17 protein-coding genes are annotated in these 19,895 nt (G+C 63.6%); 4 read left to right on the top strand and 13 right to left on the bottom strand.

Going from position 1 to position 19,895, the window contains the following annotated elements; all coding sequences use genetic code 11:
* Position 1: 1 nt before the first annotated feature.
* From ACLRGI_RS20410 to ACLRGI_RS20375, 8 genes are read right to left on the bottom strand one after another with little or no spacing between them, the layout of a single operon-like run.
* Positions 2–163 (bottom strand): hypothetical protein, encoded by a 162-nt coding sequence (locus ACLRGI_RS20410; RefSeq protein ID WP_419203286.1) that lies wholly within the window; start codon positions 161–163, stop codon positions 2–4.
* Positions 163–1,506 (bottom strand): NtaA/DmoA family FMN-dependent monooxygenase, encoded by a 1,344-nt coding sequence (locus ACLRGI_RS20405; RefSeq protein ID WP_419203285.1) that lies wholly within the window; start codon positions 1,504–1,506, stop codon positions 163–165. The genes ACLRGI_RS20410 and ACLRGI_RS20405 overlap by 1 nt, the downstream gene beginning before the upstream one ends.
* A gap of 9 nt (positions 1,507–1,515) precedes the next feature.
* Positions 1,516–2,601 carry an LLM class flavin-dependent oxidoreductase gene (locus ACLRGI_RS20400; protein WP_419203284.1) on the bottom strand — a complete coding sequence of 362 codons (1,086 nt, stop codon included), beginning with the start codon at positions 2,599–2,601 and terminating at the stop codon, positions 1,516–1,518.
* Positions 2,598–3,443: a DUF1684 domain-containing protein gene (locus ACLRGI_RS20395; protein ID WP_419203283.1), complete on the bottom strand. Its 846-nt coding sequence runs from the start codon at positions 3,441–3,443 to the stop codon at positions 2,598–2,600. The genes ACLRGI_RS20400 and ACLRGI_RS20395 overlap by 4 nt, the downstream gene beginning before the upstream one ends.
* Entirely contained in the window at positions 3,427–4,593 is a 1,167-nt protein-coding gene (locus ACLRGI_RS20390) for an LLM class flavin-dependent oxidoreductase (RefSeq protein ID WP_419203282.1), read from the bottom strand. The genes ACLRGI_RS20395 and ACLRGI_RS20390 overlap by 17 nt, the downstream gene beginning before the upstream one ends.
* Complete coding sequence (locus ACLRGI_RS20385) at positions 4,590–5,600, bottom strand: ABC transporter substrate-binding protein (protein ID WP_419203281.1); 1,011 nt, start codon at positions 5,598–5,600, stop codon at positions 4,590–4,592. Before ACLRGI_RS20385 ends, ACLRGI_RS20390 begins: the two co-directional genes overlap by 4 nt.
* Before the next feature lie 8 nt (positions 5,601–5,608).
* Positions 5,609–6,517 (bottom strand): amino acid ABC transporter ATP-binding protein, encoded by a 909-nt coding sequence (locus tag ACLRGI_RS20380; RefSeq protein WP_419203280.1) that lies wholly within the window; start codon positions 6,515–6,517, stop codon positions 5,609–5,611.
* Entirely contained in the window at positions 6,514–7,479 is a 966-nt protein-coding gene (locus ACLRGI_RS20375; protein WP_419203279.1) for an amino acid ABC transporter permease, read from the bottom strand. Before ACLRGI_RS20375 ends, ACLRGI_RS20380 begins: the two co-directional genes overlap by 4 nt.
* Positions 7,480–7,766: 287 nt before the next feature.
* Between ACLRGI_RS20375 and ACLRGI_RS20370 the strand changes: the two genes are divergently transcribed.
* The 4 genes from ACLRGI_RS20370 to ACLRGI_RS20355 all read left to right on the top strand — a co-directional run bounded on the left by ACLRGI_RS20370 (position 7,767) and on the right by ACLRGI_RS20355 (position 13,104).
* Positions 7,767–9,707, top strand: coding sequence for an FAD/NAD(P)-binding protein (locus ACLRGI_RS20370; RefSeq protein ID WP_419203278.1), 1,941 nt, complete (start codon positions 7,767–7,769; stop codon positions 9,705–9,707).
* Between the two features lies 1 nt (position 9,708).
* A complete protein-coding gene (locus tag ACLRGI_RS20365; RefSeq protein ID WP_419203277.1) occupies positions 9,709–10,227 on the top strand; it encodes a GNAT family N-acetyltransferase in 519 nt (172 codons plus the stop codon).
* A 3-nt stretch (positions 10,228–10,230) separates the two neighbouring features.
* Positions 10,231–11,961, top strand: coding sequence for a helicase HerA-like domain-containing protein (locus ACLRGI_RS20360; protein WP_419203276.1), 1,731 nt, complete (start codon positions 10,231–10,233; stop codon positions 11,959–11,961).
* 114 nt (positions 11,962–12,075) lie between these two features.
* A complete protein-coding gene (locus tag ACLRGI_RS20355; protein ID WP_419203310.1) occupies positions 12,076–13,104 on the top strand; it encodes a hypothetical protein in 1,029 nt (342 codons plus the stop codon).
* 81 nt (positions 13,105–13,185) lie between these two features.
* Here the strand turns inward: ACLRGI_RS20355 and ACLRGI_RS20350 are convergent, their stop codons facing one another.
* From ACLRGI_RS20350 to ACLRGI_RS20330, 5 genes are all read right to left on the bottom strand, one after another.
* Positions 13,186–14,025 carry a DUF559 domain-containing protein gene (locus ACLRGI_RS20350; RefSeq protein WP_419203275.1) on the bottom strand — a complete coding sequence of 280 codons (840 nt, stop codon included), beginning with the start codon at positions 14,023–14,025 and terminating at the stop codon, positions 13,186–13,188.
* A 163-nt stretch (positions 14,026–14,188) separates the two neighbouring features.
* On the bottom strand, positions 14,189–16,162 hold the full coding sequence (locus ACLRGI_RS20345; protein ID WP_419203274.1) for an NHL domain-containing thioredoxin family protein: 1,974 nt from the start codon (positions 16,160–16,162) through the stop codon (positions 14,189–14,191).
* On the bottom strand, positions 16,162–18,309 hold the full coding sequence (locus ACLRGI_RS20340; protein WP_419203309.1) for a bifunctional copper resistance protein CopD/cytochrome c oxidase assembly protein: 2,148 nt from the start codon (positions 18,307–18,309) through the stop codon (positions 16,162–16,164). The genes ACLRGI_RS20345 and ACLRGI_RS20340 overlap by 1 nt, the downstream gene beginning before the upstream one ends.
* A 243-nt stretch (positions 18,310–18,552) precedes the next feature.
* A complete protein-coding gene (locus ACLRGI_RS20335; RefSeq protein WP_011776355.1) occupies positions 18,553–18,840 on the bottom strand; it encodes an HU family DNA-binding protein in 288 nt (95 codons plus the stop codon).
* A gap of 228 nt (positions 18,841–19,068) precedes the next feature.
* Positions 19,069–19,632: a GNAT family N-acetyltransferase gene (locus ACLRGI_RS20330; protein ID WP_419203272.1), complete on the bottom strand. Its 564-nt coding sequence runs from the start codon at positions 19,630–19,632 to the stop codon at positions 19,069–19,071.
* Positions 19,633–19,895 lie beyond the last annotated feature (263 nt).

The following is a 19,895-nucleotide window of genomic DNA, read 5'->3' as shown; positions in this document are numbered from 1 at the left end:
GTTACAGCGCCTGCCCCCACACTGTCAGCTGCAGGCTGACCGTTCCGCGCGTAACGTCGACGACGGCGGCACCCGAGCCGCCGCCGTCGGGCGCTGTTCCTGGTTGGCCCGGCTGGAAGACGAGCCGACGCAGCAGGGCCTTCACCAGGCGTTCTGCCTTCATCAGAGCTGCACCGGCTCTCCGGACCGCACCGGAGTCTCCAGGCCCAGGTTTTCGCGCAGCGTAGTGCCGCGGTATTCCGTTGGGTAAACGCCGCGTTCCTGGAGCTCGGGCACCAAGTGGTTCACGATGTCGTCCAAACCGGTGGGAATCAGCCACGGCGAAATGTTGAACCCATCCACGGCCCCAACCCTCGCGAATTCAGCGAGGTGATCTGCCACGGCCGTGTAGGAGCCTGTAAACGTGGCATCGATGCGTGCCGTCTTGGAGATTACGAACTGGCGGATCGAGAGACCCTTGTCCTTCGCCTCGGCCCTCCACTGGTCCGCGAGCTGGCGGGCCTTGGCACCATGGAATCCACTGCCCCGGGTCTCGGAGGTTTCCTCCACTACGGGATCGATCCCGGGAAGGGGACCATCGGGATCGTAGGAGGAGAGCTCCCTGCCCCAGAACTGTTCAAGGTAGGCGACAGCCTGCTGCGGACCGATCTGCAGGCTCCGGACCCACGCTTTTTTCTCCTGCGCTTCCTGATCGGTGGCGGCGAGGATGAATTCGCTGGCAGGCATGATCTGCACGGCATTGGCACCGCGTCCCGCTGCGATGGAGCGGGTCACGATGTCACGGCGGAACTCCACGGCGTCATCGAACTTGGGGTGGGCGGAGAAGATCACGTCTGCCTGCCGGGCTGCGAAGTCGCGGCCGTCCAGGGAATCGCCTGCCTGGAAGAGCACGGGGCGGTACTGGGCACTGCGCGGCAGGCGCGGCGTCACGTCAACGGTGTAGTGCTGGCCTTCATGGAGAACGCGCCGGGCAGGTCCGGTGGGAGTTTCCCACGAGTCCCAAATACGCTTGGCCGTTTCCACGAACGCTTCGGCGTGCTTGTAGCGGTCGGCATGGTCCAGGTATCCACCGCGGCGGAAGTTCGCGCCGGTCCAGGCGTTGTCCGTGGTGACGATGTTCCACGCTGCCCGTCCACCGGAGATCAGGTCCAGTGAGGACAGACGATGCGCGAGGTCCGCGGGGTCGTTGTAGGTAGTGTTCTGCGTGGCCACCAAACCGATGTTCCTGGTAACTGCGGCAAGCGCGGCAAGCATGGTCTGGGCGTCAGGCCGGCCCACCACATCAAGAGCGTGGGGACGCCCAAGGTGTTCGCGCAGGCGCAGCCCCTCACCCAGGAAAAAGGCAGCGAACTTGCCGCGCTCGGCGGTCTGGGCAATGTGGCGGAACGATTCGAAGTCCGTCTGGGAACCGGATTCCGGGGCCTTCCAGATGGTGCCCGAATTGACGCCCTGGAAGAAAATCCCGAACTGGATCCGGCCGCTCGGCTGGAAAATCTCGCGTGTCATGGTGTTCCCCTACTTTCCGGCAGCAGCTATAGCCGCGACGTTGGTCGAATAACGGTTCTCCGCCGGTGCCAGGCGGAGGACATCGCGGAACGTGCCGTCCTGGATGGGAGGCTGCAACACCCCGCGGCGTCGAAGCTCCGGGAGGACGAGCCTGGAAAGTTCTTCCAGCTCCACGTCCAGAATTGCTGGATGGAGTCGAACGCCGTCGGCCTCCTGAAGAAGCGATTCGAGCAGTTCAGTGAGGCTGTCCGCTGAGCCAACAAAGCGTGCACGGCCGCTTTCCTGAGCGGACCCGCCTGCCCGGAGCGTCAAGGAACGCGACTCCGCAGCCTGTCCACGCGAGTCCAGGACGACGTCGAGCTCGGCAACAATCGCCACCGACAAGCCAAGCCGGGCGCGCACATCGCCGATCTCGGCAGCGAGCAGTTCCGGCGTCGGCGCGTTAACCAGCACCGCGTCCACCGCCTCGACCGGGACCAAGCCCTCCCCCAACAGCGACGCCGCTGCCAGCACGGGCAACTGCCCTTGGAGGGGACTGGGAATGATGGACGGGCCCTTCACCGAATAGGCGGGTCCAGTGAAGTCCGCGGGCGTCTCGAAGTCCGCGTAGTGAAGCTTGTCCACGTCGATATACCGCCCGGTAGCGACGTCGCGAATCACGGCGTCATCCTCCCAGGAGTCCCACAACCGACGACCCACCTCGATGGAGGCGGCGGCTTCCTGCGCCAACGCCTCGCCCTGAACAAAAGAGCGTCCGACGGCGGCAGCAGCCTCGGGCGACTCAACTGCGGTAGCGATCCACCCGGACCGGCCGCCGGAGACGTAGTCCAGGCTCGCGAGCTGCGTGGAAACGTGGAAAGGCTCCGTGTAGACCGTATCTACTTCGGGGACCACGGCGATGGTCCGGGTCACCGGCCCTGCGAAAGCCGCGCGCTGCAGGGCATTGGCCCGGCCGGCCTCCGGCGTGTCCTTGAACGTCGCTGCGTGGAAGCCGGCAGATTCGGCCGCGAGGACGGCGGCGGCAAGGTTCTCATACCCCGCACCGTCCAATTCAATGGCCAGGAACCCGGCCTTGCGTTCTTCGAAAGTAGTCACTGCTGGTCCTGACGTTCGTAGGGAATCTTTTCGCCGGCTTCGATCGCCACCGGAAGCCGGTTTTCGGCGGGCGGCAGCGGGCAGGTGGCGAGATCCGTGTAGGCGCAGGGCAGGTTGACGGCCCGGTTGAAGTCCAGCTGCACGGAACCATCAGCCGCGGGGACCACGGACAGCGAGCGGTTGGCCGCGTAGGTGGTCTTGCCGGAGGTTTGGTCGGTGAACAGCACGGACAGCGAACCCGGTGCGTGACCGTTGAACGCTGTGAGTGCCAGCTCCTCACCGGCCAGTTTGAAACGGATCTCACCCGGAGCCTCGTACACGTGCTGGATGCCTTCGACGGCGGCGCCCACCGTGGTGGGGCGCGGAGCCTCGAACGGGACGAACGTGCCGGCCACCGCAAACGCGGCATTGGGCGTGTAGGCGGGCGTGCCCTGATACTCCCGCAACAGGGCGTTCGAAGGGTTCCGCGGCCGCACGATGTACTCGCCGCCGCGCTTGGCCACCTCGATCACGGTGTCGCCGGAGACCAGGTTGATGCCGCCGCGTTCCTCGATGGACCCGAACTCAAGCGGCTCGCCGGTTCTCAGTTCCACGCCGTCTTGCTGCAGGCTTTCACCCGGTTCCAGGACCACACGAACGACGTCGGCCTCCACACTCCAGCTGCCCGGCACACCGTCCAGTCGGGTTGCTTCGTTGCTGAGCCAGTGCAGGTGGGTCACGGCGAGGAAGCCGTGCGGGTGGGCGCGCTGGCTCTCATGGGCGGCGTGCCACTCCTGCCATTGCTGGTCAAAGGTTTCGAGTGCTGTTTCAGCGTGCGTGGCGCTGTTAGTGTGCAAAGACATATGCGTTGTCCGTCCTGTTGAAGGCGTGGTCTGCTGTGACGGTTGCTGCGGCATCGGCTTCGGTGGCGCCGGCGAATCCGGGTCGGCCACCGAACGGGTCGCTGGATTCCCACAGGGTGCTGGGCGCGGAGGCCCGGACGGCCGGAATGACGTCCAGCGCGAAGCGTTCCAGGATCTCCAACTGCTGCTCAAACGGCAGAGTGGTGGGCAGGGAGATCGACTGAAGATCATGCTTGTACAGCGAGTGGTAGCTGAGAATCTTGTCGATCACTTGCTCCGGGCTGCCCACGAGCGCCGGCCCTTCGGCTACAGCGTGCTGGATGTCCCGGAAGGGTGAGTTGTTTCCGGGGACGTTGCGGTTGGCGGTCAGCCCTTCGTAAACAGGTCCATACTGGCGGATGGCTTCCTGCGTGGTGTCCGCAAGGAAAACCCCTCCTGCTCCACTGCCCGAGCCGAGGTACTGGTGCCGCGGATCGTGGCCGTGGCGCGCATACTCTTCACGGTAGTGATCGATCAGGACTTTGTAGTTCCCACGCGGCTGGATGGCGTTGGCCGTAAACAACGGGTCTCCCCACTTGGCGGCGAGCGCAGCGGACGTCAGGGTTGTAGCCGAGCCGTGCCAAATCCGGGGCGACCCCGCGAAGGGGCGTGGCGTCGTCGTGGTCGGCTCGGTGAGGGCGGGCCGGAAGCGGCCTGACCAGGTGACGCTTTCCTTGCGCCATAGGGAGCGGAGGAGCGCGTACTTTTCCGCCAGCAGGTCCCACTGATCATCAAGGGACAGGCCGAAAAGGGGGTATTGCAGGACTTCGTTGCCTTTGCCGATCACCAGTTCCAGGCGGCCGCGGCTCAGTTGGTCGATGGTGGCGTAGTCCTCGGCCACGCGCACCGGATCCAGGACGGAGAGCACGGTGACACCGGTCTGCAGGCGGATGCGGCCGGTGACGACGGCAATCGCGGCGAGGACCGTCGTCGGGGATGACGAGACGAACTCGCCGGCGTGGCGTTCCCCTACGGAGAAGCTGTCGTAGCCGAGTTCCTCCGCACGCCGGGCCGTCTCCACCACCTGGTTCAGGCGATCAGCAGTGGAGACGATCTCCCCCGTCACCGGGTTCTTCAGATGGGGAATGATGTCCAGGACCTGGAACTTCATTTGCCGGTCCCGGCCGGAACCACAAAAGTGGCTTCAGTAACTGTCTTGGATTCCGGGATGGCTTCCTCGGAGAGGCCCCAGCGTTCAAGGACCTTGCCGTAGGAGCCGTCCTCGATGGTGGAGTTCAGGGCGTCCGTGATGGCCGGGGCGAGTCCGTTGCCCTTGAGCGTGGTGGCAGCCACCAGTGTTTCAGCGGGCCAACCGGCGTTGACCTTGCCTACCACTTTGAGGTCGTCACGGGTGTTCTCCCGGTACGTCACCGAAGGGAAGGGTGCCAGGTTGAGGTCCGTGCGGCCTGAGGAGAGAGCCAGGATGGTGTCGGCGTCCGAGGAGTAATACTGCAGCGTGGCCGGCGCCTTACCCTTGGCTTCGAGTTCCTTGTTCCAGGCCAGGAGGATCTTTTCCTGGTTGGTGCCCGAGCCCACGGAAATCTTCAGGCCGGAAATGTCGTCCGAGCCCTTGATGTCGTACGTGGAGCTCTTCTTGGCCTCGAAGCCCATGTACGCGGCGCGGTAGGTGGAGAAGTCGAACAGCTTCACCCGGGCCGCGTTGATGCCTACGTTGGAGAAGACGGCCTCGAAGTCGCCGGACTGGGTCTTGAGCGGCCAGTTCTCCCACGACGTCACTTGGAGATCCAGTTCCAGCCCCAGTTTGTCGGCAACGAGTTGGGCAATGTCCACCTCAACGCCGATCGGCGTCTTGTCATCAGTAGCGTGGAAGGACAGCGGGATGGCGCCAGCGGTGGTGGCAACGGTCAGCTTGCCGTCCTTGGCGATGGCTTCCGGGACCTTCGAAGTAGCGGCAGCGTCCTTTTCACCACGGATCCGGTTCTGCTCCACTGACGTGTTGTAGACGATGCCGTTCTTGGCAGCTTCGGACTCCGGCTGGGCTGCCGACGCTCCAGGATCGGAGCACCCGGCCAGCACTGGAAGCACGACGGCGGGAAGTACAGCGAGTGCCAGGAGCCTGCTTTTGTTGGTGGCGAAGGCGTGGGTCTTGCGAAGCATGGGGTGTCCTAGATGTTGAAGGCTGGTTCGATGACTTTGGAGAAGAAGCTGCGGGTGCGTTCCTCGCGGGGATTGGCGAAGATTTCCTGGGGTGTGCCGGACTCGACGATCTGGCCCTGGTCCATGAAGACCACGGTGTCCGCGACGTCCCGGGCGAAGCCCATCTCGTGTGTCACCACGATCAGCGTCGTGCCGGACTTGGCGAGTTCACGGATGACGTCCAGGACCTCGTTGACGAGTTCCGGGTCCAATGCCGAGGTTGGCTCGTCGAAGAGGAGAATCCTGGGATCCAGTGCGAGCGCCCTGGCTATCGCGACACGCTGTTGCTGGCCGCCGGAGAGCTGGCGGGGGTAGGCGTCGGCGCGATCCCTCAGGCCCACCCGGTCCAGCAGTTCCAGGCCGCGCTTCCGGGCTTCTGCCTTGGACCGCTTCTGCGCCACGATGGGCGCCTCGATGACGTTCTCCAAGGCGGTGAGGTGCGGGAACAGGTTGAAGCTCTGGAACACCATGCCAATGTGGGTTCGCTGCTTGAGGATGTCCTTTTCGCGCAGTTCATGGAGCTTGTTGCCACGGACCTCGTAGCCCACCAGTTCGCCGTCGATGGTGATGTAGCCGCCGTCCACCTTTTCCAAGTGGTTGATGGTGCGCAGCAGGGTGGACTTGCCGGAGCCCGAGGGACCGACAATCACCGCCACGCCGCCGGGCGGAACTGACAAAGTGACGCCTTTGAGGACCTCGGTGGCGCCGAAGGACTTCCGGACATTCGTGATGTCCACCTGCCCGCGAGTGGCCGGCTTTTGCGGCTCGGCGGGCCGGCCCGCCGTCGTGCCGGCTGGAGTTTCGGCAGTCCCGGCGGCAGTTTCGTTAGGCGACGAGGCCGTCGTCGTGGATTCTGTGCGTGCAGCGATGATGCTCATCGGGCGTCCTTGGTGGGAGTGGCAGCTACGTGGGTGGTGAAGAACTTCCGGGCCTTCTGCAACGGCGTGAGCGGCAGGGTCCGCAGGGCACCCTTGGAGAAGTGGCGCTCGATGTAGTACTGGAAAACGCTCAGCACCGAGGTGATCACCACGTACCAGAGCGTGGCGACGAGCAGCAGGGGAAGCACTTGCTGGGTCCGGTTGTAGATGACCTGGACCGTGTAGAAGAGTTCGGAGTAGGCAAGGACGTAAACGATCGAGGTGCCCTTGACCAGGCCGATGATTTCGTTGAAGGCGTTGGGCAGGATGGCGCGCATGGCCTGCGGCAGCACGATCCTGGTGGAACGCTTCCATGCCGGTATGCCCAAGGCGGAGGCGGCCTCGAGTTGGCCTTGGTCCACGGAGAGGATGCCGCCGCGGATGATTTCGGCGGAGTAGGCTGCCTGGTTCAGCGTCAGGCCGAGGACGGCTGCGGCGAACTGGCTGATGAGGGTGGTGGTCTGGGCCTCGAAGAAGCGAACATCAGTGAAGGGGATGCCCAGGCTGATCTTCTCGTACAGGTAGCCCAGGTTGTACCAGAGCAGGAGCTGGACCAGCAGAGGCGTGGAGCGGAAGATCCAGGAGAACGTCCAGGACACCGAGACCAGCAGCGGCGAGGCGGACAGGCGCATGAGGGCAAGGATGAAACCGAGGACAAAGCCGAGGACACCTGAGATGGCTGTGAGCTTGAGGGTCTCAAGGAGTCCGTTGACCACCGACTGCGCGGTGAACCATTCGGCCACCACTCCCCACTCCCAGCGCGGGTTGGTGACCAGCGACCACACAATCGCTGCGACACCGGCAGCTACCAGTACGGTGCCCACCCATCGCCAGGGATGCCGGGCCGGAACCAGCTTGTACTCGGAGTAGTCCGGGGTGGGCGGTGACGTTTCCGCCGTGGCAGGCGGTGCGATTGCACTCATGCGCCACCTCATTTCAGATCGGTTGTTGTCTATCGGATGGCTGCCAATCTAGGGCCGCGCGAAACCCGGCAGCAAGGCGGGAATTTGCACTTCTTCACTGGACTTCGCGCGGCTTCTCGGGACTTCGCGCAGCGTCACAATTCCCTTCCCGAACCGTTGAATGAGTCGGGATTTTGCGCGCCTTAACGTTCCATGACGTGTGGTGAACGGCGGTTACCGCCGCCTCGACCGGCAGCCTGCTTCGTCCCTAGATTGGCATCACCAACCACTGCTTTTCAGGAGATCCCATGCCGTCACGAGTACCCGCGATCGCCTTCATCGGCGGCGGCCCGCGCACGGCCGGCGTCCTCGAACGGCTTGCAGCCAACCGCCCCGAACTTTTCGGAGGTCCCCTGCACATCCATGTGATCGAACCCCATGAACCCGGTTCCGGGAGGATCTGGCGCTATGACCAGGATCCCGGGCTGCTGTTGAACTCCACTGCTGCGGACGTCACCATGTTCACGGATGCATCGGTTGCTTGCGACGGACCCTCGGTTGATGGACCCGGGCTGTCCACCTGGGCCTCGGGGGTCCTTGACGGCAGCATCCGCGACGTCCCTGCTTTGGAACCGCACCTCCTCGCCCAGCTCCGCGCTTTGACGCCCGCGTCCTTCCCCACCCGGCAGCTGCAGAGCAAGTACCTCGAGTGGTTCTTCCGCAGGGCCGTGTCCTCACTGGGCCCGGATGTGACCGTGACCGTACATCGCGACACGGCCACCGGCGTCGAGCGCTCTTCGGACGACGCCAGCCATGACGACGCCACCCACCGCGTGCGGCTCGCTTCGGGTACCGAGGTGGTTGCCGACGTCGTGGTTTACGCCTTGGGACACACCGATTCCTTGCCGGATCCCGAATCAGCCAGGCTCAGTGAATTCGCTGCCCGGCACGGCGGGTTCCATGCGCCGCCGTCGTACACCACCGACGTGGACTACTCCGCCATTGAAGCCGGGCAGGACGTGATCGTCTCCGGCATGGGGCTCGCCTTCGTGGACCTGATGGTGCTGTTGTTCGAGGGCCGCGGCGGCCGTTTCGAAGAAGGGCCCGACGGCGAACTCGAGTATGTGCCGTCCGGCGCCGAACCGCGGGTCTGGGCAGGGTCACGACGCGGTGTGCCGTACCACTCCAAGATCTCCTCCACCCTCCGAGGCGAGCCGATCTCCAAGCCGCGGTACTTCACTTCCTCCGCTATCGACGCCCTGCTCGCCGAGCATCAGGAACTGGATTTCCGCGCGCACCTATGGCCTCTGATCGCCAAGGACGCCGGCTACGCCTACTACCGGGAGCTGTTCACGGGCTATCCGTGGCGGGTGTTGGGAACGTGGGCCAGCTTCGAGGCCAGGTTCGACGCCGTTGATTGGTACAGCCCCGCCAGGGAAGAGTTGGTGGCGTATTCCGTGCCGGATCCTGCCCTGCGCCTGGACCTCGAAAAGATCGACCACCCCCTGAGCGGTTGCGCTTTCGCCGACCATGAGACTGTTCAGCGCTCCGTGGCCGCCTACATCCAGAACGACCTGAACCTCCGGACCAGCCCGGACCATTCCGAAACCCTCGCCCTGTTCACCGCCTTGTTGTTTGTGTACATGGACTTGGGTCGCCTGGTCCCACAAGAGCGGCTCAACGCACGCTCGCAGCAGACCATCCATGGCTGGTGGCACGGCTTCTTCAGCTTTGTGGACTCCGGACCGCCCGCCCACCGCTTGCGTGAGATGCTCGCACTGCACAGGGCCGGGTTGCTGAAGTTCCTCGGCCCCGGTATGTGGGTCCGCGCCGACGACTCCGTTGGCCGCTTTGTGGCGGGGACGTTCCAATCGCCCGTGGTGGTGGATGCGTCCGCGTACATTGAGGCGCGGCTGCCCGCTGCATCGGTGGAACGTTCGGCGAATCCTGCCTTGGCTGACCTGCACCACGCCGGTTGGGGCACCGAACAAAGGCTCCTCACCTCCGAGGGCGCCCACTCCACCGGCAAACTCCTGGTCTCCGGGAATCATGAAGTCCTGTCCCCTGTTGCTACTCCTCAGAAGGGTCTGTTCGCGGTGGGCCCGTGGACGTCCGGTTGGGGCGCGGGGGCGTTTGCCCGTCCCAACACCAACGCAGCACCCTTCCGCGAAAACGATGCCCTCGCACGCCGGATCCTGTCCACGGTTGCCGCCACCCCCCAGCTGACCGACGCCCTACGAAAGGCCTGACATGACCACAACGCCCACCCTGCCGACGTCGGGCCTTACCGTCCTCAGACTGCCCATGCGCGATCCGCGCGTCCGCCCGCTCCTGGACGAGCTCGCCGTCGAATACAACACCCGCTACGGGGACCTGTTCAGCAGTGAAGGGGCCGCGGAGGAACTGAACCGCTACCCGGCCGAGGAATTCGAAGCCCCGCACGGTGCGTTGATCATCGTTCAGGAGAACGGCGTGTCCGTGGCTGGGGGCGCGTTCCGCCGCTACGACCAGCACACCGCCGAACTGAAGCGGATCTGGACGCATTCGTCGCACCGTCGTCGCGGCTTGGCCAGGCTGGTTTTGGCAGAACTGGAAAATGAAGCTCGACGCCGGGGCTACCGGAAGCTGTACCTCACCACTGGCCCGCGCCAGCCGGAGGCAAAAAACCTCTACCTCGCCACGGGCTACACAGCCCTGTTCGATCTCGCTGCAGACCCGGAAGTAATCAAGCATTTGGCGTTCAGCAAGGATCTTGCCGTGCACAGCTAAGCTATGCGCATGGCCAAGAAACCCACCGCAACAACTGCCGAAAAACTCGCCACCATCCAGCAGGGGTACACCCTGGAGGGTGCCACCATCGAGCTGGGTGCCGCGATTGTTGACGGCGAAATCCACAAAGAGGCCCAAGTCCGGCTCCCGCTGGCCATGATGAACCGGCACGGACTGGTGGCTGGAGCCACGGGCACCGGCAAGACGGTCACGCTACACATGATTGCCGAGCAGCTTTCGACGGCGGGTGTCCCGGTTTTCCTCGCGGACATCAAGGGTGATCTGTCAGGATTGGCGACCCCAGCCACGGCGAGCGAGAAGCTGACGGCCCGTACCTCTGCGCTGGGTCAGCAGTGGGAGGCCAAGAACTTCCCTGTGGAGTTCCTATCGCTTGGCGGTGACGGCCAAGGCATTCCCGTGCGCGCCACCATTACCTCGTTCGGTCCCATCCTGCTCTCCCGCATCATGGACCTCAATGACACCCAGGAATCCAGCCTCCAACTGATCTTCCACTTCGCGGACAAGAACAACCTGGAACTGATCGACCTCAAGGACCTCCGCGCTGTCATCCAATTCCTCACCTCCGATGAGGGTAAGGCCGAGCTGGCGAACCTTGGCGGGCTGTCCAAGGCAACGGCCGGCGTGATCCTGCGCGAACTGGTGACGTTGGAAGCCCAGGGTATGGAGAAGTTCTTCGGCGAGCCCGAGTTCGATACTGCGGAGCTCCTCCGTACGGCGCCGGACGGACGTGGCGTCATCAGCTGCCTTGAACTGCCCACACTGCAGACCAAGCCGCTGCTGTTCTCCACCTTCCTGATGTGGCTCCTGGCAGACCTGTTCGAGGACCTGCCCGAAGCCGGCGACCTTGACAAACCCAAGCTCGTCTTCTTCCTGGATGAGGCCCATCTGCTGTTCAACGGTGCATCCAAGGCCTTCCTCGAAGCCATCACCACCACGGTCAGGCTCATCCGTTCCAAGGGTGTGGGCATCTTCTTCGTTACCCAGACACCCAAGGATGTTCCCGCCGACGTCCTCGGGCAGCTGGCCAACCGTGTGCAGCACGCGCTCCGTGCTTTCACCCCGGAGGACGCCAAGGCATTGAAGGCCACGGTGTCCACGTTCCCCGTGAGCGATTACGACCTCGAGGAGACCCTCACATCCGCAGGCATCGGTGAGGCCGTCATCACCGTGATGAACGAGAAAGGTGCTCCCACCCCCGTTGCCTTGACGCGGCTCCGTGCCCCGGAATCCGTGATGGGCCCCAGCGCTGACGAGCTCATTCGCAGCACCGTGGCGGCATCCTCACTGCTGGTCAAGTACGGCACGGCCGTGGATAATCTCTCCGCCTACGAGAAACTCAATGGGCAGGCAGCCGCTCCCACGGGAGACGCCGCCCCCGGGTTGCCGCCGGTGCCCTCTTCTTCCGGGGCCTCCGGCGGCTCCGGTAATTCCCAGGCCGACATTGACGCCGAAGCACGCCGCATCGAGGAAGAAATCCTGGGCCGTCCAAGTTCGCGCTCCTCCTCGCCTGAGTCTTTCCCTGCACCGTCCTCGCCTCCCGCTCCTGCGCCGTCCTCCCAGTCCCCTCAAGACGGCATGCTTGGCGACATCGCCGGCGCCCTCGGCGGAGCACTGGGTGGCGGGCTCAAGAGCATGGTCCGATCCATGGGAACCCAGCTCGGCCGCGACCTCATGCGTGGGGTCTTCGGCACGTCCTCGCGGCGTCGCCGCTAGTCCTGTTTCGCCACCGGAACCACGACGCCGGTGGCGGCAGCGCGCGCTGCCGCCCGACGTCGAGCCTTCTCCAGTCGGTGGACATAAGTCGTAACGGGGACTTCCTGCACAGTGATCGCAGCCTTGGCAGGTAACGTAAAGGGCGTGCAGTTGAGTCAAGCGTTCGTCAAGACCGCAGCCGGATGGCTGCTCGGTCTGATGCTTGCTGCCGCCGGAGCCATCGTATCCATCAACCTGGTGAGCTCCTCCGTGGCCAGTCCTCAACAGCCTGTCAAGGAATATCTGGAGGCCCTGCAGAAGGGTGAAGGTGAAGCAGCATTAGGTCTGCTGCGCGCCAAAGTGCCAAGCGCGAACCCGGCCATGCTGGATGGCACAGCCCTGCAAACGGCAGCTTCCAAAATGTCTGATGTCAAGGTGGGAAACCCGGAACCCCGGAGCAGCAACCGGATGGCCGTGCCGGTGGACTACTCCCTTGATGGGAGCCGCCTCCATACGGAATTCCTCATGGAGCGGACCGGGACCCAGTGGCTGTTCTTCGCTAAATGGGCGTTTGTGCCCACCACGCTTCCCACCATCGAAGTCACCGTGGTCAACGCCAGCGAGGCCACCCTCAACGGCGTACCCGTAAACATGCCCAACGGCCGCAACAATTTTGCGGTGTTCTTCCCCGGCAAGTACGAGGCCAGCCTCAACGGCACCTACTTTGAAGCCCCTCCGGCATCGGCCCTTGTTTCAACCCGCGACGGCGGCACGGCACCCCTGAACCTACAGACACGGTCCACCAATGCCATGAACGAAGCCGTGGCCGGCAAGGTCCGGGAATTCCTGGACACTTGTGCCGCCCAGGCAACCGAGCAGCAGCGCCTGCAGCCCGATTGCCCGTTCTATCACGCCAGCAATGCCCGCGTGGTGGACGGAACCATCAAGTGGGAGATCACCGAGTACCCCAAGATCACCATCGAGCCGTTCGGCGGCAAGTGGGTTGTGGCGCCCCTCAACGGCAAGGCCACACTGACCGCCCGGGAGATCAACCTTTTCACCGGACTCGTGAACGACCTCAGCGTGGAGCACGACTTCAGCTTCACCACCCAGCTGGACGTGGGGGGCGACACCGTGACGGTCACCCCCATGCTCACGTTCTAACCCGCGCTGGACTGGCCCGGTTTTCATGAGCCAGGACAGCGATCAACGCCCTCCCCAGCAACAAATCAGCCCTAAACCGGGCTAGTTCGACCACAGGCGAGCCGGCCCCTGGAGAAGGACCTCCCGCACTTGCCGGAGCATTTTGTCCGGCTCATACACGACGTCGTCGTAGAAGAACCTCAATACAAGCAATCCCTTGCGAATTGCCTCGTTGTCGCGCCGACGGTCCTTCTTGAATTGGCGTGGATCCAGATGGAATGCAATGCCGTCGAGTTCGATGATGAGGAATCCCTCCAGGAGAAAATCGACGGTCCCTATGCCCTCGATCCAAACCTGGGTCTCAGTGCGGATGCCAACGTCACGGAAAAGAACGCGGGCCAGGGTTTCCAGCAGCGAACCCGCGCCCCTGTCCACTTTGGCCAGAACGCCGCGGGCCTGCCCGGCACGGTTGCCCAGTAAGTAGCGATCCAGGTAATCAAGGGTGATGTCCCCACGGATGTAGGCGCTTTCAACCATCACCAGCGCTTCCAGCGGAGGGAGGCAGAAAAGGGCATGCAGAAGCACATCGGGAAGTGCGACATACGGCTCGCTCGGCCGCGGTTGGGACAGGGCCAGCCGATGACTGGTGCACCCTTCCGTGCGCCGCCCGTTGCTCTGCCAATAGTGGGGCTCGGCGGGTTTATGCAGCAACCACAAGCCATAGCGGCTTGCTGCTGATGCGCAGGTCAACAGCGATTTCGACATGACTGCAGCCACAAGGACCGGATCCGCCCCGGGAAGGCCCAGAACTCCACGCTCGACGCGCTGAATACTTCCCCTCCGCACTGCGGAGCGAATTGCTGATTCGCTGACGCCCCGAGCCCGTAGTTTCCGGGTCATGGCGACACCGCCCAAATGTCGCAAGGCATCCTCTGGCTTCATCACCCCAGCCTGCTGTTTCCGCCGACGGGCCGGCAGTGCCGAATCAGGCTATGTGGACAAACCACCGGACTGGGCTGGCCCTCTTTTGAACCGTCCGATGGCACGAAAAGGCCCGGGCCAACCCCCTGAGGAGTCAAACCCGGGCCAGTCCGGCTGGTAAGGCTTAGTCCATGCCGCGCAGGTCCAGTATCAGTTCGGACTCACCGTCGGCCTGCAGGACTACCGGGATGCCCCAGTCCTGCTGGTAGAGATGGCACGCTGCGTGATCCGGGATTTCGCCGTCTTCGGTCTCGGGGCCATCGCAGGCTGCCGCTCGGGCAGTGATGTGCAGGATGCCCTCGGGAACATCGGCAGACAGCTCAAGGGTGCGCAACAAACCCACGGAAGTGCCACCACCGGAGACCAACAGCTCCGGCGGCGTGGACGAGATCTTCAGCTGCGTGGGGTCACCCCAACGGTCGTCCAGCTTCTGGCCGGTAGGAGCCGTGAAGCGCACTGCGAGCTCAAGGGCCCCGGGGGTTACCGGGCTCTTTGGACGGTGCGTCTGCGATGCTCCCTCATCCACCTGCTGGGCTTCCTTGGGGATGGGAACCAGAACCAGTTGGTGCTTGTTCGACTCCACCACTACAAGCAGGGGGTCGCTGCCTTCTACCTGGACCACGACGACGTCGCTCGGCTCAGCCAGGCCCCTCGCCAAGGTGGATACAGACTTGGTGGCAGGGTCATAGCGCCGAACCGCGCCGTTGTAGGTGTCCGCGATGGCCACAGAGTTGTCCGGCAGAACCGTGACACCCAAGGGGTGCTGCAGGCGCGCTTCGGCAGCTTCGCCATCACGGAACCCGAAATCGAACAGGCCCTTGCCCACGGCGGTTTCCACCGTCACACCGGAATCGCTGATCACCAGGCGACGCAAGGACGAGGTTTCCGAGTCAGCTACCCAGATGTTGTCTTCGCCATCGATGGCCAATCCGGACGACTGGGCGAACCAGGCTTCTTCGGCCTTGCCATCCAGCAGGCCTTCGAGTCCGGAGCCGGCAAGGATGGAAACCTCGTTGGCCAGGGGGTCGAAGGCGAAGATCTGGTGGGTTCCTGCCATGGCTATGACTACGCGCTGCAGCTTTTCGCTCCAGACCACATCCCACGGTGATGACAGTGAAACCTCGGTACCGAGACCCAGCGCCCCGACGTCGATCGCGTCGGCAGCGAAGTCAGCCGGACCGCCGTCGTGGTGTTCGGCCCAGGTGCCGGCACCGGTGTCCGTCACACGGGCAGGACCTGTGTCCAGCAGTCGCTGGACACCATTACCGGCGAGCGTCTGTACGTAACCGGAGCTCAGGGTAACGCCGCGCAGGCGGTGGTTGACGGTGTCCGCGACCACCGCATCGTAGCCAAGCTTCCACGCCAGTTCCGACGGCAGCAGAGTCACGCCCTGGGGTTCGTTGAACTGTGCAATCTCGGACTGTCCGTCCAAATACCCCTTGGTGCCGGAGCCGATGACGCGCTCCACGGTTTCAAGGTCGGGACGGAGTTCCACCAAGCGGTGATGGCCGGAGTCCACTACCAGGTAGTTGCCGTTGGCGAGCTGGGTCGCCTTTCCAGGGAAGCGCAACGTGCCCGACGTCGGGACGGGAGCCACATACGGACCGTTACCGCGGTGGAGGGTTCCCTTGGCTTCGTGCTCGGCCACGAGTTCCTCCAGGAGGACTGCGAGGCCATCGGCGTGACCCTCGCCGGAAAGGTGGGCAACGATGTAGCCTTCGGGGTCAACCACCACCAGGGTGGGCCATGCGCGGGCGGTGTACGCCTTCCAGGTCGCGAGCTCAGGATCGTCCAGGACCGGGTGGTGGATTTCGTAGCGTTCCACGGCAGATGCAAGCGCCACGGGATCCGCTTCGTGTTCGAACTTGGGCGAGTGCACGCCCACCGTCACCAGTACGTCCGAGTACTTTTCTTCGAGGGGGCGCAACTCGTCCAGCACGTGCAGGCAGTTGATGCAGCAGAAGGTCCAGAAATCGAGCAGCACGATCTTGCCGCGCAAAGACTCGAGGTCCAAGGATTTCCCGCCCGTGTTGAGCCAGCCGCGGCCCTCCAGTTCGGAGGCCCGGACCCGGTGTTGGGTACGTACGGTTTCGCTCATCAGCGTCCTTCCAGCTTGGTGTTCGGTTCAGTCTGCCCGGCGGAGTCCATGGTGGGGCGTTCGGCGCTGTTGCGTTCCGGCTGCGTCCTCGTGGTTGCTTGAGGCGTACTGGTTGCTTGGGTGGTGCGGTTGGCCATCTTGGCGTCGCGGTCAGCCAGCCGGGCAAACATATCGTTGTAAGCACTGAGATCGGCGTCATTATTCCTGTCGGCTGCGCGATCAACCCGTCGCGTCTCCCGCTCGTCCGAGCGCGACCACATTACAGCCACGCCGATTGCCACCAGCAGAGTGGGAACCTCACCGATGCCCCAGGCAACGGCACCGCCCAGTTGTTGGTCCCCAATGGCCGATGGACCCCAGGTCCGGCCCAGGTTGCCGAAGTAGTCGGCGGCCAGCAGCCCGGTGCCGCCCATGATGGCCACTCCGAAGAACGCGTGGAAGCCCATCGTTGCCAGCAGTAGGAGCAGGCGCATGGGGTAAGGGGCACGGCGAGGTAGGGGATCGCTACCGATCATGCTCAGGACAAAGATGTAACCGGTTAGCAGGAAGTGCACGTTCATGAGGACATGGCCCACATGCTCCCGCATCGCCAGGCCGAACAGGTCCGAGTAGTAGAACAGCACGATAGAGCCCGCGAAGTTGGCAGCGGCGAACAGCGGGTGCGTCACCACCTGCGAAAACTTCGAGCGGACGAACAGCAGCAGCCATTCGCGCAGTCCACGCGAGCCGTGACCACCTTCTCCCCTGGCAGGCAAGGCTCGCAAGGCGAGGGTCACGGGGGCGCCAAGGACAAGGAAGATGGGCGCCACCATGGTAAGAGCCATATGGTCCACCATGTGTGCAGAGAACAGAACACGGCCATAGACAGCGGGCGGACCCGAGGTGATGTACGTAAGAACCATGAGCCCGATGATCCAGTTGGCTGCCCGGAACCAGGACCACTTGTCTCCACGTCTGCGGACCTTGATGATTCCGAGGATATAGGTGACCGCGCCGAACAGCGCGACGCCTACCCAGAGCCAGTCGAAGCGCCACTCCGTGAGCCAGCGTTCCGGTGTCAACTCGGGAGGCAGCTCGTACCCGGAGAGGATAAACGACGGCGAGGCATCAGGTGCGTACGTGGTGGGTTGCGGCGGAGCCGAGCGCCCCAGCGCGACGGCGAGTCCCGACGTCGCGCCCATCACCAGCAGCTCAACCAAGACGAGCTGCCACAGCACGCGGCGTGCCGGCATGGAGCCGTTCTTGCCGAGCTGCGGGATAACCCACCGGCGGTGCATGTAGCCGATGCCGCCCAGCACCAGGGTTGCCAAGGACTTGGCGAGAATGAGCTGGCCGTAAGCAGAGCCCAAAAGGTCGGTGGGGTTGGTAACGCGGATAGCTGCGTTGATGACACCCGAGGCGAAGACCAGGACAAAGGCGAAGCCGGCCAACGACGAGAAGCGGCGCAGGGTCTGCTCGGTGATGTCGGGCGTTGCCTTGCTGCTGGAACCGGTAAGGACTCCCGAGAGGACCGCCAGCATGATGATGCCGCCCACCCACGTGGACACACCTACAAGGTGGAGCCCTAGGGAGTTAATGGCACCTTCATGGTCACTGGAGCTGGAGGAGTGACCGATCAAGGCTGGGGGGAGCAGTCCGATCAGGGCCAACAGGAGTGTGAACGCCAGACCGGTTAGAGATCGAACACCGAACAGAGCAGTCGTGACGACCGCGGCGATGATCGTGACTGCGAGCCAAGCCTTGCCGGTCTCGATGTCTGTCGTGAAGTAAACCAGGGAGCGCGTGAACTCGGCGTCTCCCGAGAGCCCTTGGCCCGCGACGTCTGCGTACGTGAGGACGAGGACCGCGACTGCGGACAAAGTCCAGGCTGCGCCGGCCGCCGCTGCAACGGCCAAGGCCCGTGCAAAGGCCGGATGTTCGGGCGCGTCAACGTCCTTCTCACGGGACCGCGATCCGCCCAGGTTCTTGGGCAGGATGCCGACGGCGAAGATCAAGCCACCAACCACCGTTGCCACAGACACGTTGTGGATGGCTTTTGCGATGGGAAGGCCCCACCGGACCAATTCACCGGGATCGGAAACCTGACGGGCAGCTGAGGCACCGGAGAAGATGAGAGCCGCTGCCAAGGCCACGAACAGCACCGCCATACCGGCGAGTTGCCATGGCAAGGAAATACCCGCGACTGTAGTGCCTCCCCGCGCTCCCGGCTTGGGAACGGGCGAAGGGGCAGTAGCGGAGCTTCTTGCTGATGGCACTTATCCATTGTCCGCTACCTGCCGCCGGGCTGCGAATCGGAAGAGGCGCTATGTGCATTAACTAACAGCATTAACAGCAAAAGGGACGGCAACCAGCAGGTTGCCGCCCCTTCAAGGCGTTCGCCCGAAGAGTAGTTACTTCTTCTTGGCGACAGCAGCCTTCAGCTTGGAGCCAGCGGTCAGCTTAACGCTGTGGCCGGCTGCGATCTGGATGGTTTCGCCGGTCTGCGGGTTGCGGCCCGTGCGAGCTGCACGGTCGGTGCGCTCAACTGCGAGCCAGCCCGGGATGGTGATCTTTTCGCCGGCTGCGACAGAAGTCTCGAAAACTTCGAACAGTGCATCGAGCACGGAGTTGACTGCTGCCTGGCTGGTGCCAGCCTTGCCTGCTACCTCTGCAACGAGTTCACTACGGTTCTTAGCCATTTACGTCCTCCTGGACTCATACGTTTTTGAGCTTTCAAGCGGAATGCGAGCAAGCCACTGTTCGAAAACTTACCAGCTTGGGCTGCCATGGCCAGCAAATTCCGCGTGTTTCCGCGCCTTTTTGACCAAAATCACCGGAATTTCGGGGTTTTTAGGGGTGCTTTACGCCCTTGGCGTACCCTACGGCTGTGGCGGTAGGGACAGCCGCCGCCCTTCCGACCTTCACGATTAGAAAAGAATCCGCTGAAACAGAACGTGGTCCTGCCACTCTCCGGCGATCTGCAAGTAACACGGTGCCCTGCCGATTTGCTCGAAACCACAGCGCTTCAACACCGCTTGCGACGCTGTGTTGTGGGCCAGCGTCGCGGCCTGGATACGATGCAGACCGAGCTCATTGGCGGCCAAACTCACGACGGCGGCCACCGCGCCTGACGCTATGCCCTTACCTGTCCATGCCTCATCCAACCAGTACCCGAGGTTTGCACTCAAGAAGGGTCCACGAACGATTCCGGAGAGCGTGAACATCCCGATAATGCCCTCCGGTGTTGTCAACACCCAAGGAATCTCTGCGCCCTGTTCATAGAGTCTCAGCTTTGCTTGGGTGGCGGTCGTTTGGCCTGCGACGGTAAAGAACTCCTCAGCCCGGGTTGGTTCCCACGGCGCCAAGTGCTCACGGTTCCGCTGGTATGCCTTCGCAAGGCCGGCCGCATCTGACAGGTCCAACGGACGCAGGAGGGGCTGAGCAGCTCTTCCAATTTCTGAGGCACCGGTCAGGCTTCGCGTGAGAATCATCCTCCAGACTCTACCTGCGCCCACCCTCGAAGACTGCCCTCAACCGGACGGATGGCGGTCCATGTAGTCCGCCATCCCGCGACTGAGTTGGTCGCCGCCGGGAGCGCCCGTCAGGCAAACCGGATAGTCCGGATTCCGCCCGAGTCACCTCCGCCAAGATTTGCGCTCAGGATGGACGCTGCGGCACTAGACATGGCCGCTTCAGCCGGCGGCGGCTACCGCACCAACGCGGACGGCTTTTAATGCTTGAAGCCTCCGTGGTG

The sequence above is a fragment of the Paenarthrobacter sp. PPS72 genome (assembly GCF_048537125.1).
GTDB classification, from domain to species: Bacteria; Actinomycetota; Actinomycetes; order Actinomycetales; family Micrococcaceae; genus Arthrobacter; species Arthrobacter nitroguajacolicus_E.
Note: the sequence above shows the minus strand (reverse complement) of the source record. Positions and strands in the feature narration are given on the sequence as shown.

Excerpts from the sequence above, each read along its gene's own strand:
- ACLRGI_RS20340 (WP_419203309.1), bottom strand. The coding sequence starts at position 18,309 with ATGGCGGTGCTGTTCGTGGCCTTGGCAGCGGCTCTCATCTTCTCCGGT.
- ACLRGI_RS20350 (WP_419203275.1), bottom strand. The coding sequence starts at position 14,025 with ATGAAGCCAGAGGATGCCTTGCGACATTTGGGCGGTGTCGCCATGACC.
- ACLRGI_RS20395 (WP_419203283.1), bottom strand. The coding sequence starts at position 3,443 with ATGTCTTTGCACACTAACAGCGCCACGCACGCTGAAACAGCACTCGAA.
- ACLRGI_RS20380 (WP_419203280.1), bottom strand. The coding sequence starts at position 6,517 with ATGAGCATCATCGCTGCACGCACAGAATCCACGACGACGGCCTCGTCG.
- ACLRGI_RS20330 (WP_419203272.1), bottom strand. The coding sequence starts at position 19,632 with ATGATTCTCACGCGAAGCCTGACCGGTGCCTCAGAAATTGGAAGAGCT.
- ACLRGI_RS20385 (WP_419203281.1), bottom strand. The coding sequence starts at position 5,600 with ATGCTTCGCAAGACCCACGCCTTCGCCACCAACAAAAGCAGGCTCCTG.
- ACLRGI_RS20365 (WP_419203277.1), top strand. The coding sequence starts at position 9,709 with ATGACCACAACGCCCACCCTGCCGACGTCGGGCCTTACCGTCCTCAGA.
- ACLRGI_RS20375 (WP_419203279.1), bottom strand. The coding sequence starts at position 7,479 with ATGAGTGCAATCGCACCGCCTGCCACGGCGGAAACGTCACCGCCCACC.
- ACLRGI_RS20335 (WP_011776355.1), bottom strand. The coding sequence starts at position 18,840 with ATGGCTAAGAACCGTAGTGAACTCGTTGCAGAGGTAGCAGGCAAGGCT.
- ACLRGI_RS20405 (WP_419203285.1), bottom strand. The coding sequence starts at position 1,506 with ATGACACGCGAGATTTTCCAGCCGAGCGGCCGGATCCAGTTCGGGATT.
- ACLRGI_RS20345 (WP_419203274.1), bottom strand. The coding sequence starts at position 16,162 with ATGAGCGAAACCGTACGTACCCAACACCGGGTCCGGGCCTCCGAACTG.
- ACLRGI_RS20410 (WP_419203286.1), bottom strand. The coding sequence starts at position 163 with ATGAAGGCAGAACGCCTGGTGAAGGCCCTGCTGCGTCGGCTCGTCTTC.
- ACLRGI_RS20360 (WP_419203276.1), top strand. The coding sequence starts at position 10,231 with ATGCGCATGGCCAAGAAACCCACCGCAACAACTGCCGAAAAACTCGCC.
- ACLRGI_RS20390 (WP_419203282.1), bottom strand. The coding sequence starts at position 4,593 with ATGAAGTTCCAGGTCCTGGACATCATTCCCCATCTGAAGAACCCGGTG.
- ACLRGI_RS20370 (WP_419203278.1), top strand. The coding sequence starts at position 7,767 with ATGCCGTCACGAGTACCCGCGATCGCCTTCATCGGCGGCGGCCCGCGC.